The organism is Fluviispira multicolorata, from assembly GCF_009208585.1.
GTDB classification, from domain to species: Bacteria; Bdellovibrionota_B; Oligoflexia; order Silvanigrellales; family Silvanigrellaceae; genus Silvanigrella; species Silvanigrella multicolorata.
This window is the reverse complement of record NZ_WFLN01000005.1, coordinates 402,749-416,597: the sequence shown is the minus strand read 5'-3', so window position 1 is coordinate 416,597 and position 13,849 is coordinate 402,749. Positions and strand designations below refer to the sequence as shown.

General features: G+C 35.0%; 11 protein-coding genes. 10 read left to right on the top strand and 1 reads right to left on the bottom strand.

Features of this window, described 5'->3' with window-relative positions:
- Window positions 1-58 precede the first annotated feature (58 nt).
- From GCL57_RS05365 to metH, 5 genes are all read left to right on the top strand, one after another.
- The gene (locus tag GCL57_RS05365) at window positions 59-1,030 is read left to right on the top strand and encodes a sensor histidine kinase (RefSeq protein WP_161597613.1); all 972 of its coding nucleotides are present in this window, start codon (window positions 59-61) and stop codon (window positions 1,028-1,030) included.
- The gene (locus tag GCL57_RS05360) at window positions 990-1,715 is read left to right on the top strand and encodes a response regulator transcription factor (RefSeq protein ID WP_161597612.1); all 726 of its coding nucleotides are present in this window, start codon (window positions 990-992) and stop codon (window positions 1,713-1,715) included. Before GCL57_RS05365 ends, GCL57_RS05360 begins: the two co-directional genes overlap by 41 nt.
- A gap of 187 nt (window positions 1,716-1,902) precedes the next feature.
- Window positions 1,903-3,765 (top strand): bifunctional homocysteine S-methyltransferase/methylenetetrahydrofolate reductase, encoded by a 1,863-nt coding sequence (locus GCL57_RS05355; RefSeq protein WP_152212251.1) that lies wholly within the window; start codon window positions 1,903-1,905, stop codon window positions 3,763-3,765.
- 39 nt (window positions 3,766-3,804) lie between these two features.
- A complete protein-coding gene (locus GCL57_RS05350) occupies window positions 3,805-4,095 on the top strand; it encodes a 2Fe-2S iron-sulfur cluster-binding protein (RefSeq protein WP_161597611.1) in 291 nt (96 codons plus the stop codon).
- A gap of 2 nt (window positions 4,096-4,097) precedes the next feature.
- Window positions 4,098-7,604: a methionine synthase gene (gene metH, locus GCL57_RS05345; protein WP_152212249.1), complete on the top strand. Its 3,507-nt coding sequence runs from the start codon at window positions 4,098-4,100 to the stop codon at window positions 7,602-7,604.
- Between the two features lie 5 nt (window positions 7,605-7,609).
- On the opposite strand, the gene GCL57_RS05340 is transcribed toward metH, so the two are convergent.
- Window positions 7,610-7,990, bottom strand: a complete 381-nt coding sequence (locus GCL57_RS05340; protein WP_152212248.1) for a hypothetical protein — start codon at window positions 7,988-7,990, stop codon at window positions 7,610-7,612.
- A gap of 221 nt (window positions 7,991-8,211) precedes the next feature.
- Here GCL57_RS05340 and GCL57_RS05335 point away from each other — a divergent pair, with 221 nt between their 5' ends.
- The 5 genes from GCL57_RS05335 (at window position 8,212) to oppF (ending at window position 13,763) form a co-directional block, all read left to right on the top strand.
- Entirely contained in the window at window positions 8,212-9,867 is a 1,656-nt protein-coding gene (locus GCL57_RS05335; protein ID WP_152212247.1) for a peptide ABC transporter substrate-binding protein, read from the top strand.
- Between the two features lie 75 nt (window positions 9,868-9,942).
- Window positions 9,943-10,863: an oligopeptide ABC transporter permease OppB gene (gene oppB / locus GCL57_RS05330; protein ID WP_152212246.1), complete on the top strand. Its 921-nt coding sequence runs from the start codon at window positions 9,943-9,945 to the stop codon at window positions 10,861-10,863.
- Window positions 10,864-10,877: 14 nt separating this feature from the next.
- Window positions 10,878-11,804, top strand: coding sequence for an oligopeptide ABC transporter permease OppC (gene oppC, locus GCL57_RS05325; protein WP_152212245.1), 927 nt, complete (start codon window positions 10,878-10,880; stop codon window positions 11,802-11,804).
- 19 nt (window positions 11,805-11,823) lie between these two features.
- The gene (locus GCL57_RS05320) at window positions 11,824-12,789 is read left to right on the top strand and encodes an oligopeptide/dipeptide ABC transporter ATP-binding protein (protein WP_152212244.1); all 966 of its coding nucleotides are present in this window, start codon (window positions 11,824-11,826) and stop codon (window positions 12,787-12,789) included.
- On the top strand, window positions 12,786-13,763 hold the full coding sequence (gene oppF, locus GCL57_RS05315) for a murein tripeptide/oligopeptide ABC transporter ATP binding protein OppF (protein ID WP_152212243.1): 978 nt from the start codon (window positions 12,786-12,788) through the stop codon (window positions 13,761-13,763). Before GCL57_RS05320 ends, oppF begins: the two co-directional genes overlap by 4 nt.
- Window positions 13,764-13,849: the final 86 nt, after the last annotated feature.

Sequence of the window (13,849 nt, the reverse complement as noted above, 5' to 3'; positions counted from 1 at the left end):
ATGAGAAAACTGTATATTCATCGTGCAGCACATGACAGCCGCAATGAAAAGGACACGCATGTTTAAAAAACTTAAATGGCTTTTACATCCCATATCGATTCTCATTCTAGCCCAAATTAGTTGGGGTCTATTAATGTTTGTCTGGATCAGATGGTACATTCTTAGAAGCCAAGAAATAAATAGTCTCATCGAAAAAATTTCTGTGCCTGCTACAAGTTCAGGACAATGGGTCATTCTTGCACAAGGGTGCATTCTCATGGGATTTATCCTTATTGCTCTTTATATGATCTTTGTCAGCCAACGTAGGCTCTCTCGAATTACTAAAATGCAAGATACAATATTAAGCAGTGTCACACACGAGTTAAAAACTCCTTTAGCAAGTATACGACTTTATGCAGAAACCATGCTTCTTCGTAATGTCAGTGAAGACGAGAAAAAAAAATTTTTAAACCGCACTTTAAGCGAGACAAATCGATTACAAAGATTGATCGATACTGTGCTCATATCTGCTCGCCTTGAATCAGATAAATCATCGCTCGCACATGGCCGTGTAAACTTGAGTGAACTCCTTTCTGGTTGTTGTTCTCAGGTAAAAGATCGTTTTGGTGACAATAGAGTTTTTGCATTTGAATTAAACAAACCAAATGATGAAAGTGAATTTTTTATTTGGGGAAATCCCTATCATTTGTCAATGCTTTTTGATAATTTGCTCGATAATGCTGTTAAATATACTGAAAAAGGTGGTTCAATACTAGCAGGAATTTTACAAAAAAAAGAATGTGTACAAATATACGTCAAAGACAATGGACAAGGAATTGAAAAAAACAATTTAAAAAAAGTTTTTAAAAAATTCTATAGAATTGAAAGAAATTCAAAGTTAAAAGTTCAAGGATCTGGTCTTGGCCTTTCTGTTTGCCATTCCATAGTAAAAGAACATCATGGAAAAATATTTGCCATGAGTGATGGACTTAATAAAGGAACAACGTTTTATGTCGAATTCCAAAGAATTCCTCCTCATAGTGGAAGATGAAGAATCTATTGGTGAGGGTTTACAATACAATTTTGAAGCAGAAGGATTTGAAGTTGCCCTTGTCTCAGATGGAAAAGATGCAATTCAATTTATAAAAGAAAATTATGACAAAATTTCTACAATAATTCTTGATCTCATGCTACCTCAAATAGATGGATATGAAATTTTAAAAAAAACAAGAATTCTTGCTGAGAGAATACCCATTTTAGTTTTAAGCGCAAAAAGTCTTGAAGTTGATCGTATTAAAGCATTTGAATTAGGTGCAGATGATTATGTAACAAAACCCTTTAGTCTTTCAGAAATTATTTTGAGAGTGAAAAGACTTGTACAAAGAAGAAAATGGTATAAACCAAACGGTAAAGAATCTATTCAAAAATTTGGATCCTCTCTTTTTGATCCTGAACAATTAACAATAACCACTTCAGATGGAACCACTCACAGGATTTCTCCAACAGAAGGTTTACTAGTTCAAATTTTTATTGAAAATGAAAATAAAATTCTCGCTCGAACCGATTTATTACAAAAAGTTTGGCAATACGAAGCCACTATCGAAACAAGAACAGTTGATGTATTTGTAGGTAAACTTAGAAAATATATCGAAAAAAATGCCGCAAAACCCATCCATATTATTTCAGTTCGCGGAGTCGGCTATACCTATGTAACTAATAGTGTAGAAAAAAATTAGCATCACCCGACGACACACTTGTCACAAAATTCTTTTCATGTCATGATCGTATGTCAATGTTTCTTTAAAGATCTTATCAATTTATAAAATACATTGAATTACCTAAACTCTTTTGTTCTCTCGCCCATTGTGGCTGTGTTGTGTGGTTGTCCACTGTGAGACAAAATATTATGGAGTGGGTCATAAAATGACTAATATTCTTTCCAAAACACCAAACGGTTGTTGTCGTTCTTTTCGTAAATCCCTTGCCAATGGAGAGTACATTCTTTTGGGGGGATCAACAGGTTCTCTTCTTTATGAAAAAGGCATATTTATAAATCGATCATTTGATGAAGTAAATTTGTCTCAACCTGATCTCGTAAGTCAAATTCACAGTGATTTTATTGCTGCTGGGGCGCAGATCATTAGCACAAATACTTGGGGCGCTAACGCTTTTAAATTAAAATCATTTGCCTTAGAAAACAAATCTACAGAAATAAACATTTCAGGTGCACAAATAGCTCGAAAAGCTGCTCACAATCAATGTTGGGTTGCAGGCACAATGGGACCTTTAGGTGTGCGTATTGAACCATGGGGACCAACTTCATTAGATGAAGCCAAAGATGTTTTTAAAGCACAAGCAGAAGCGCTCATAAAAGGAGGTGTTGATTTATTTATTATGGAAAGTTTTGCTGATCTATATGAAATTCAACAAGCCATACGTGCAGTAAGAGAACTCGGAGATCTTCCTATTATTGCTATGATGAGTGTAAATGAAGAAGGCCATAGTTTATATGGAACTGAACCTGAATGGTACATTCGCAAACTCGATGAATGGGGTGCAGATGTTGTTGGAGCTGATGGAGGAAATGGTCCAACCCCCATGCTTGAACTGTTAAAAAAATTTAAATCATCAACAAAAAAACCAATTATTCTTTGCCCCAATGCAGGTCAACCACGTATGGTCGATGGCAGACTTATTTACATGGCAAGTCCTGAGTATATGGGAGAATTTGCTCGTCAAGCTTTCCTTAAAGGAGCTCGTTTATTAGGTGGAAGTAGTGGAACTTCTCCTTCCCATATAAAAATTATGGCAGGCGCTTTACGGCAAGCAAAAGCATTTGATCAAGTTGAAATTAAACACAATGAAATTATTGATCACAAAATTGTCCACCCAACAACTGTGCCTAGAGTTCAACAAAGTAACTGGGCCAAAAAAATTGCGGATGGACAATTCGTAGTCTGTATGGAACTGCTTCCCCCGAAAGGTCTCGAAACTGAAAAAATAATTGAACGTTCTGAAATATGTAAAAAACATGGAATTGATGCCATTAACATTCCTGATGGTCCTCGCGCATCAGCGCGTATGAGCTCTTTAGCAACTGCTTGTATTATTGAAAGAGAAGTAGGTATAGAAAGCATACTTCACTATGCTTGTCGTGATAGGAATTTACTCGGAATTCAAAGTGATTTACTCGGTGCATCAGGTCTTGGAATTAAAAATATTCTTTGCATCACTGGTGATCCACCTAAAATGGGTCCTTATCCAAATGCAACTGCTGTTTTTGACATCGATGCAATTGGACTTGTTAACATGGTAACAAGACTCAATACAGGTTTTGATTTAGGTGGATCAAGCATTGGTAGGCACACGAGTATGAGTGTTGGAGTGGGGGCTAATCCAGTCGCAATTGATCTCGAAAAAGAAAAATCTCGTTTTCGCTATAAAGTTGAAGCTGGCGCTGAGTGGGCTATTACTCAACCTGTTTTTGATGCTGAATCTCTTTTTCGCTTTCTTGAATTTTCATCTCAATTTAAAATTCCTATTATTGCTGGAATATGGCCGCTTAAAAGTATACGCAATGCAGAATTTATGGCTAACGAAGTTCCAGGAGTTTTTATTCCAAATAAAATATTAGAACGCATGCGCAAATGTAAAACAGCCGACGAACAAGCAAAAGAAGGAATTCTTATTGCGCGAGAACTCATAGAAGAAATTAAATCTTCTGTACAAGGTCTACAAATAAGTGCACCGCTTGGTCTGGTTGATTTTGCATTAAAACTTTTATAAAAATTTATATATTTTTTTGTTACATTATTAGGAATGAATATGTCAAAACCTATAGTTCATTTTGATTTAGAAGACATGGATGTCGAAGTGCCAATTGGAACGCCTTTTCAAGAAGTTGTCGATGCTTGTCAAGCAGATGTTACTTTTGGCTGTCGCAATGGAACTTGCGGAACCTGTCGAATACGAATTGATGAAGGTTCAAATAATCTTTCTGAAATGCAGAGAGAAGAAAAAGATTTCTTAATATCCATTGAAGCTGAAAACAATGAAAGACTCGGTTGCCAAGTTAGTATCAACGGTAACTGTAAAATAAGCTATATAGGCCTCTAAAAATGAAAAAATCGATTAAAGAATTAATGCAAGAAAAAGTTCTCGTTCTTGATGGTGCAATGGGCACTCAAATATTTGCAAATAATCCAACTATAGAAGATTATGGTGGAGTTGATTTTGATGGATGTGTTGAGCTTTTAAATGAAAGAAGAAAGGAATGGATTCAAACCATTCACAGCAATTATTTTAATGCAGGATCAGATGCTGTCGAAACAAATACATTTGGCTGTAACGAAGTTGTTTTAGCAGAATTTGGTATTGCGCATAGAACATGTGAATTAAATACTGTTGCTGCTAAACTTGCGCGCGAAGTAGCTGATAGTTATAAAACTCCAAAATATGTCATTGGCAGTGTTGGTCCAGGCACAAAAATTATCACCTTATTACAAATTGATTATCCAACTCTTTACAAAAGTTATTATGAACAAATGAAAGGTTTATTGTTAGGTAGGGTTGATGTTATTTTAATTGAAACATCACAGGATATCAATCAAGTTAAAATTGCTATACGAGCTGCTAAAAATGCAATGCGTGAATTAAAAGTTAAAGTACCAATTTGGACTCAAGTGACTATTGAATCATCAGGTACAATGCTCGTTGGAAGCGATATTCAATCAGCCTTAACCGCAGTTGAATGTTTAGATATTGATTTAATTGGTATGAATTGTGCAACAGGTCCAGATGAAATGAGATCCCATATCGCCTATTTAGCACAAGCAGCCCCATTTGCATTAAGTGTTTTACCCAATGCTGGTTTACCGCAAAATATTGGGGGAAAAACAGTCTACCCACTGGGGCCAACTGATTTCTCAAGAAAAGTAATAGAAATGGCAAAGGATTTTTCTCTAAATGTTGTTGGAGGATGTTGCGGAACAACTCCTGAACATATTAAAGAATTAGTTACTTTAGCTAATAGACTCCCAGCGGGTATTCGTAAAATAAATTTAGAACGCAGCGTAAGCAGCTTATACTCATCTGTTTCATTAAATTTAGAACCAAAGCCTCTTTATGTTGGTGAAAGAACCAATGCAAATGGATCCAAAAAATTTAGAGATCTTCTAGCCCTAAATGACTACGATGGACTCATTCAAATTGCCAAAGGACAATTAAAAGAAGGTGCACATATTCTTGATGTCTGTGTTGCATATGTTTCACGTAACGAAACAGAAGATATGGAGCATTTTTTAAAAAAACTTGTTACCCAAGTTAATATTCCAATAATGATTGATTCGACTGAAGTCTCTGTTATTGAAAAAGCTCTTCAACTTACTCCTGGAAAATGTATTGTAAACTCAATAAATTTTGAAGATGGTGAAGAAAAAGCAAGAAAAATTCTTACCCTTTGTAAAGAATATGGTGCAGCCGTTGTGGCCTTAACAATTGATGAAGAAGGAATGGCAAAATCAGTCGAAAGAAAAATTCTCATAGCAGAAAGAATTTATAATTTAGTTGTAAATGAATTTAAAATAAATGCAGGCGATCTTATTTTTGATCCTCTGACTTTCACTTTAGGCAGTGGTGACGAAGAGTTTAGAAAATCAGCCATAGCAACTCTTGATGCCATTAAAAAAATTAAAGATAAATTTAATGGTGTGCGAACAATATTAGGATTGTCTAACGTCAGCTTTGGTTTAAATCCTTTCACTCGGCAAATGCTAAATTCAATGATGCTTTATTATGCAGTCAAAAATGGACTTGATTTAGCCATTTTAAATGCATCTAAAATAATTCCCATTGCACGAATTGAAGAAGAAGATAGAAAAATTTTTACAGATCTTATTTATGACAATCGTGCAGAAAATTATGATCCATTAAAAACAATATTAGCTAAGTTTTCCAACATAAAAAAAGATAATATTTCGAACGTATCTAAACGCAACAATATGTCTATTGAGGAAAAATTAAAACTCGATATCATTGATGGCGAAAAACAATTTATTGTTGAAGACTGCAATGAAGCTTTAAAAACATACGCGCCACTTCATATTATCAATTCAATTTTACTTGATGGCATGAAAGTTGTAGGAGAACGCTTTGGCTCTGGTGAAATGCAATTGCCTTTTGTCCTTGAAAGTGCCGAAGCGATGAAAACTGCTGTAAAAGCTCTTGAACCTTTTATGGAAAAAAAATCTAACTATAGCAAAGGAAAAATTATTCTTGCTACAGTTAAAGGGGATGTGCATGACATTGGAAAAAATTTAGTTGAGATTATTTTGTCAAACAATGGATTTGAAGTTGTTAATTTAGGTATAAAACAGCCTATTGAAAGCATAATTGAAAAATACCGAGGTTCCGATGCCGATGCCATTGGCATGAGTGGATTGCTAGTAAAATCTACAGTTATAATGAAAGAAAATCTTGAATATATGAATGAAAAAGGTTTTGACATTCCTGTTATTTTAGGAGGCGCTGCACTCACACGAGAATTTGTCGAAAATGAATGTCAAGCAACTTATAAGGGACCCGTTTTTTATGCTTTCGATGCATTTGAAGGTCTTAAAGTTATGGAAGGTCTTTCTAATAAAAGAGGTCAAATAACTGCAACAGAAATACTTGAAATCCGTAAAAAATCCAAAGCGATTCCTAAAGAAATTAAAGAAGAAAATGACAATACAATTAAAATTATTAGAAAAGGTGAACCTAAAATTTCACTTGACGAAAATTTACAAAGTGCATGGGTGAGAAAAGACGAAAAAATTCCAAAACCACCTTTTTGGGGAACCCAAATTATCACAGAACCTCTGGAAAATATTTTTGCTTTTCTTGATGAGTTTGCTCTCATTCGCAGCCGCTGGGGCTTTTCTCAAGGTAACAAAAGTGATGCTGAATTTGATGAAATATTAAATACAAAAGCCTATCCACTTTATAAAAAAATGAAGAATGAAATTATTGAAAATAAAATAATCCAGCCCAAAGCAATTTATGGATATTATCCCGCTTGTTCAAAAGAAAATAAAATACTTATTTATAAATTAAGCACAACAGCAGATATTCATCCAAATAAGAGAGAAATTATTGCTGAATTTGAATTTCCACGCCAAATTTCTGGTAGAAGGTTATGTATTTCTGACTTTATTTGTCATGAAAACACAAAAAAAATTGATACACTTCCAGTACAAATTGTAAGTATAGGTGCTGAAATCTCTAAAGAAACAGAAAAACTATATAAGCAAGAAAAATTTTCAGAATATTATTATTTACATGGAATTGGTACAGAACTAACCGAAGCCTATGCTGAGTTGATCCATAAACGTATACGTTCTGAGCTTGAAATAGTTAAAAAAGATGCTAAATTATTAAGACAACTCTTTAGTCAAGGATACCAAGGTTCGCGCTATTCTTTTGGCTACCCTGCATGCCCTGATATGGAAAGCAATGTTCCACTTTTAAAACTATTAGGTGCAGATAGAATTGGTGTTAAAATATCTGAAGCTTTTCAGATGGATCCTGAAATGACAACAAGTGCTCTTGTCAGCTGGCATCCACAAGCTCGTTACTTTTCTACTTAAAAAATTTATTTAAAATTTAATTTTCTCAATTCTTTTAATTCTTCTTCTTCTTTCACATATCTGTTATCCAAAATCTGCTGACCAATTGATAATAAAATAATTGCAATCATTGCAAAAAAAGTTACCCAAGCATACCAGCTATTAATTATTCTTGAACAAATACAAATAAGAATTGCTTCAATGAGAATAGCTCGAGTTACCGAAAATTTTAAAACAAAAATATGCACAAAAGTTTCTAATAAAAGTGCAGAACAAATTAAAAAATTTAATGTACTGATTAAAGAATAAGCAACAATGCTGTCATTTCCGAATAAATGAAAGGTCCCAAATAGACTACAAACAACGCTTAAAATAAAAGCAACACATGAAAAAAAGCGTATTGGCATATGTCCTCTCCTTAATGAAAAAAAGTCTATTATATTTACTTATTTAAATACTTTACTATTCTCATGCAAACTGTTTAATTTGTCTAGAATTTTAAAAATAGAATATAAATGCAGCGGTTTTTCATTGACACCCGAAAAAAAATCGGCTAGTAAGTCAATAAGTAAAAAATTATTGTTCCGGTGGCGTAAAATATTGTTCCTTCGATATTGGAGAAATCATTATGGCTCATCATAAATTCTTTGCATATACATATCTTACAAGCGTTGCATTTCTACCTTTTGCATCCTTTTCACATTCAGCTTTTGCTGCAGATGTCCCACCAGGAACAAAGCTTGCTGCAGACCAAGTTTTAAATGTAGGAGTGGGTTCAGAAGCACCGTCTTTAGACCCTCAAAAAATGCAAGATAATGTGAGCAGCCGAATTGGTGAGGATCTCTTTGAAGGACTTGTGTCAACCAACGACGCAGGAGAATTAGTTCCTGGAGTTGCTGAGAAATGGGATGTTAGCGGCGACGGACTGACTTATACCTTTCATTTACGTAACAATGCAAAGTTTTCCGATGGCTCTCCTATAACTGCAGAAGACGTAGTTTTTTCTTTCCAACGAATTGTCGATCCTAAAACAGGTTCTACTTATTCTGATTTTATAAATATGGTTAAAAATTCCAATGAAATAAATGAGGGTAAACTTAAGCCTGAAAGTCTCGGTATAAAAGCTTTAGATAAAAAAACTATTCAAATTAATCTTTCTAGAACAACTCCTTTTTTCTTAAAGCTCGTTGCATTTCACACCTGCTTAATCGTAAAAAAAGAAAATGTTGAAAAATATGGTGATAAATTTACTCATCCCGGTAACCTTGTTACAAGCGGTGCTTATTCTCTTAAATACTGGAAAGTAGGCGATAAAATAACCGCAGTGCGCAACTCTCATTATTGGGATAATTCAAAAACAGTCATCAATACAGTAAATTATTTTCCCATAAGCGACTTAAACACTGAATATCAAATGTATCAAACTGGACAACTTGACTTCACTTACGAGTTTCCTGCAGATAAATACCAAATGCTTAAAAAAACTTTGGGCAAAGAAGTACAAACAAATCCATATTTAAGCATTTACTATTTCGATTTTAATAATAAAAAGCCGCCATTTAAAGACAATCTAAAATTACGCCAAGCTTTATCCATGGCAATTGATAGAAAAGTTATAACCGAAAAAATTACAGGACGGGGCGAAGTTCCTTCTTATGACGTAGTTGCGTGGGGCACGAGCGATTACAAACAAAACGCTCCAGATTGGGTTAAATGGCCACGAGAAAAACAGGTAGCCGAAGCAAAACGTCTCTATAAAGAAGCTGGCTATTCCCAAGAAAATCCGGTAAAATTTAATATTTTATATAATACGAACCTACAGCATAAGAAAATATACACAGCCATTGCTTCTATGTGGACAAAAACTCTAGGAGCGCAAGTCACTCTTGAAAATAAAGAATGGAAAGTCTTTATTCAGGATCGCCTCGATGGAAACTTTCAAGTAGCACGAGACGGTTGGATCGCTGATTACAACGACGCAAGTTCCTTTACCGATATGTTTCAAACAAAATACAAACAAAATAATTCTAAATACGCTAATAAAAAGTATGATGCGCTTATAGTCGAAGCTGCAAATGAAATGAATTTACGAAAAAGAGCTGAAATTTTACAAAAGGCCTCAGCTATCATGATGAACGATTACCCTGCAGTGCCCTTGTTCACTTATGTGACCACACACTTAGTAAAACCATATGTAGGTGGGTATACAGGCTTGAATTCTCAAGACAAACAAAAATCACAATATTTTTATATTACCAATCGTCAAACAACTGCTGAACGTTAACTAAAAAAGCGGTTCATTTGAAAATATCAGCCGCTTTTTTTTCCTGATACATACTTTTCAAAAGGCTGGTTATTTATGGTTTCCTACACTATAAAAAGATTTTTTGGTGCATGGCCGACTCTTCTTGTCGTAGTCACACTCTCCTTTTTTTTAATGCGACTTGCCCCCGGTGGACCTTTTTCAGGAGAGCGTGTTCTCACCCCAGCAGTGCAGGCAAACCTCGATGCAAAATATCATTTAAATGACCCTGTAATAGTGCAATATTTCGACTATTTATGGTCATTGCTAAGAGGTGACTTTGGCCCCTCTTTTAAATATCCAGACTGGACCGTAAATCAGCTTATCGCACAGGGTTTTCCTGTTTCGATATGGCTTGGTGGTTGGGCAATTATTATTGCAGTTTTTATTGGTATTCTAATTGGATCATTAGCTGCATTTAAACAAAACACTTGGATTGACTACCTTGCAACAGGAATGTCAATGACAGGGATTTCTATTCCATCTTTTGTAACAGCACCAATGATGACTCTTTTATTTGCCGTTATCCTTCATTGGCTTCCTGCAGGTGGTTGGAACGATGGTGCATTTTCAAGCATGGTTTTACCTGTAACAGCATTAGCCCTTCCGCAAATTGCAATAGTCAGTCGAATTATGCGTGGCAGTATGATTGAAGTTTTAAAAAGCAATTATATTCGAACAGCAAAAGCAAAGGGAATTCCAAACAGAATTATTATTTTCAGACATGCAATCCGGCCTGCAATTTTACCTGTAGTTTCCTATTTAGGACCTGCTACTGCTGGAATTATAACCGGCTCAGTGGTCATTGAACAAATCTTCAGTCTACCAGGACTCGGTAGTTACATTACAAAGGGCGCATTAAATCGAGATTATACGTTGGTACTAGGAACCGTTATCCTATTTGCAGCAATTATTATTGCATTTAATTTTATTGTTGATGTTCTTTACGCCATTATTGATCCAAAAATTAAATATTAAGAAATAGGTGGATTATGTCAGTTATACCAACAACAGCAGGTTTAAATAAAAAAACACTCGCAATGCAAACATTAAATAAAAATTTAGAGGTTAAAGGACGCAGTCTATGGAAAGACGCTTTTAATCGGTTGTCAAAAAATAAAGCATCGGTTGTCAGTATTATTATTCTTTTTCTTGTTTCTTTAGCGGTGATATTTGCCCCTTATTTATCTCATTATCAAATGGAAGACACAGACTGGGGTTCCATAGGCCTTGCTCCTAACTTTTCGACTCTTCATTTCTTTGGCACAGATGATCTCGGTCGTGATGTTTTTGCACGTACACTTTATGGCGGCAGAATGTCGCTGATGATAGGCATAATCTCGAGTGTCGTCAGTATTGTTATTGGTATTACTTATGGTGCAACAGCTGGTTATATTGGTGGAAAGACCGATGACATCATGATGCGCATTGTAGACATAATTTATTCTCTTCCTTTTATGTTTTTTGTAATTCTTCTTATGACATTTTTTGGACGAAATATATTTCTTATATTTGTAGCCATTGGGGCAGTAAACTGGCTTGATATGGCACGAATAGTACGGGGACAAACATTAAGCTTAAAAAGCAAAGAATTTATAGAGGCAGCTCATGCGGGCGGTGTTAGTTCAGCAGTTATTATATTTCGTCATATTGTTCCAAATATTTTAGGCATCGTAATTGTTTATGTTACTTTAACTATTCCACAAGTTATATTAACAGAATCTTTCCTCTCTTTTCTTGGCTTAGGTGTTCAAGAACCAGCAACCAGCTGGGGAGTTTTAATTAACGACGGAGCGCAAAACGTAACAGTTGCATGGTGGCGTTTGGTTTTTCCAGCTGCATTTTTAGTTGTTACTTTATTTTGTTTTAACTTCATCGGAGATGGTCTACGCGATGCACTCGATCCAAAAGATCGTTAAGTTTTTGGAGAATTAAAATATGTCTTTGCTCAGTGTTAATAATTTAAATATCGCTTTTTCGACCACTGATGGTGCCGTGAGCGCTGTAAATGGCATCAGCTTGTCCTTAAATAAAGGCGAAGCTCTTGGTATTGTTGGAGAGTCTGGTTCAGGAAAAAGTCAACTTGTCCTTGGTATTCTAGGACTACTTGCCCAAAATGGAAAAACTTTTGGCAGTGTAAAATTCCATGATAAAGAACTCATTGGCCTATCTCAGAATGAATTAAATAAAATTCGTGGCGATAAAATATCCATGATTTTCCAAGATCCCATGACCTCACTCAATCCTTATTTGCGCATTTCTAAGCAAATGACAGAAGTGCTCATGCTCCATAAAAATTTAAGTTATGCTGAAGCAAAAAAAGAATCTATCCATATGCTTGATATGGTGCGTATTCCCGAAGCTAAAAATAGAATAGACATGTACCCGCACGAGTTCTCAGGTGGTATGCGACAGAGAGTCATGATTGCCATGAGTCTCTTATGTAAACCCGATCTTCTTATTGCAGATGAACCAACAACAGCACTTGATGTAACAGTACAAGCACAAATTGTTAACTTATTACAAGATCTCAAACGCGATCTCGACACAGCTATTATTTTAATTACACATGACTTAGGTGTTGTAGCAGGAATTTGTGACAATGTGATGGTTATGTATGCTGGTCGAACGATGGAATACGGATCAGTTAATAATATTTTTTACAATCCTCAACACCCTTATACGCAAGGATTGTTACGTTCCATCCCACGTCTTACGGACGACTCCTATTCAGATCTCCCTACTATTCCTGGCAATCCACCAAGTTTGCTCAATTTACCCATTGGTTGTCCTTTTCAAGAGCGTTGTGAGTATTCAGTAGAAAAGTGTTCTATTAAACCTCCCCCCTTGGTTTCTTTAAGTAACAATCGTAAAAAAGCTTGCTATCGGGAGTCAGTACAATGAACGAACCTATTCTTTCAGTAAAAAATTTAAAAGTTCATTTTCCTATTTCTAAAAAAGGAACATTCTTTCAAAAAGTGAATTTAAAAGCTGTTGATGGTGTTACATTAGAAGTTTTTAAAGGAGAAACGCTTGGGGTTGTTGGAGAATCTGGATGCGGTAAATCTACACTTGCTCGTGCCATAATGCGCTTATTACCTTCTACCGAAGGTACAATTACGTTACTAGGAAAAAACTTATTATCTTTAAATAAAAATCAACTTCAAAATGCACGTAAAGATATTCAAATGATTTTCCAAGATCCTTTGGCATCTTTAAATCCACGTATGACTGCAGGACAAATAATTGCAGAACCTCTAAAAACATTTTATCCAAACTTAACCAACAATGAAGTTAAAAACAAAGTATCACAAATGATGAACCTTGTTGGTCTTATTCCAGAACATATCAATAAATATCCTCATGAATTTTCAGGTGGACAGTGCCAACGCATTGGTATAGCAAGAGCACTTATATTAGAACCTAAAATAATAGTCTGCGATGAACCTGTCAGCGCATTAGATGTTTCTATTCAAGCCCAAATTGTTAACTTACTTAAAAAACTACAACGAGAATTAGGATTGACTTTAATTTTTATTGCACATGATCTCAGTGTGGTAAAACACATCAGTGATCGCATATTAGTTATGTATTTAGGTCGTCCCGTTGAAATTGGCACTCGTGATCAAATTTATAAAAATCCAAAACACCCATATACAATTGCACTTTTATCTGCAGTGCCCATTCCTGATCCCGAATTGGAAAGAAAAAAAGTTGTACAGATTTTACAGGGAGATCTCCCCTCACCTATCAATCCTCCAAGTGGCTGTCGTTTTCGTACGCGTTGCCCCTTAGCAGAAAAAACCTGTTCTGAAATAGAACCTGAACTTAAAGAAGCAAACAGCGGAGCAATGGTAAGCTGTTTAAAATTTAGTTAGTTTTATAATATTTAATCTAAAATAATTTTAGACAACTTTAGAAACATAAATTCCTCAAATAAACAATTGTTAACAATGTAATTAAA

What these genes read in the sequence shown, in the direction of transcription:
- metH (WP_152212249.1), top strand. Translation starts at nt 4,098, where the DNA reads ATGAAAAAATCGATTAAAGAATTAATGCAAGAAAAAGTTCTCGTTCTT.
- GCL57_RS05320 (WP_152212244.1), top strand. Translation starts at nt 11,824, where the DNA reads ATGTCTTTGCTCAGTGTTAATAATTTAAATATCGCTTTTTCGACCACT.
- GCL57_RS05365 (WP_161597613.1), top strand. Translation starts at nt 59, where the DNA reads ATGTTTAAAAAACTTAAATGGCTTTTACATCCCATATCGATTCTCATT.
- oppC (WP_152212245.1), top strand. Translation starts at nt 10,878, where the DNA reads ATGTCAGTTATACCAACAACAGCAGGTTTAAATAAAAAAACACTCGCA.
- GCL57_RS05350 (WP_161597611.1), top strand. Translation starts at nt 3,805, where the DNA reads ATGTCAAAACCTATAGTTCATTTTGATTTAGAAGACATGGATGTCGAA.
- GCL57_RS05340 (WP_152212248.1), bottom strand. Translation starts at nt 7,990, where the DNA reads ATGCCAATACGCTTTTTTTCATGTGTTGCTTTTATTTTAAGCGTTGTT.
- GCL57_RS05355 (WP_152212251.1), top strand. Translation starts at nt 1,903, where the DNA reads ATGACTAATATTCTTTCCAAAACACCAAACGGTTGTTGTCGTTCTTTT.
- oppF (WP_152212243.1), top strand. Translation starts at nt 12,786, where the DNA reads ATGAACGAACCTATTCTTTCAGTAAAAAATTTAAAAGTTCATTTTCCT.
- oppB (WP_152212246.1), top strand. Translation starts at nt 9,943, where the DNA reads ATGGTTTCCTACACTATAAAAAGATTTTTTGGTGCATGGCCGACTCTT.
- GCL57_RS05360 (WP_161597612.1), top strand. Translation starts at nt 990, where the DNA reads ATGTCGAATTCCAAAGAATTCCTCCTCATAGTGGAAGATGAAGAATCT.
- GCL57_RS05335 (WP_152212247.1), top strand. Translation starts at nt 8,212, where the DNA reads ATGGCTCATCATAAATTCTTTGCATATACATATCTTACAAGCGTTGCA.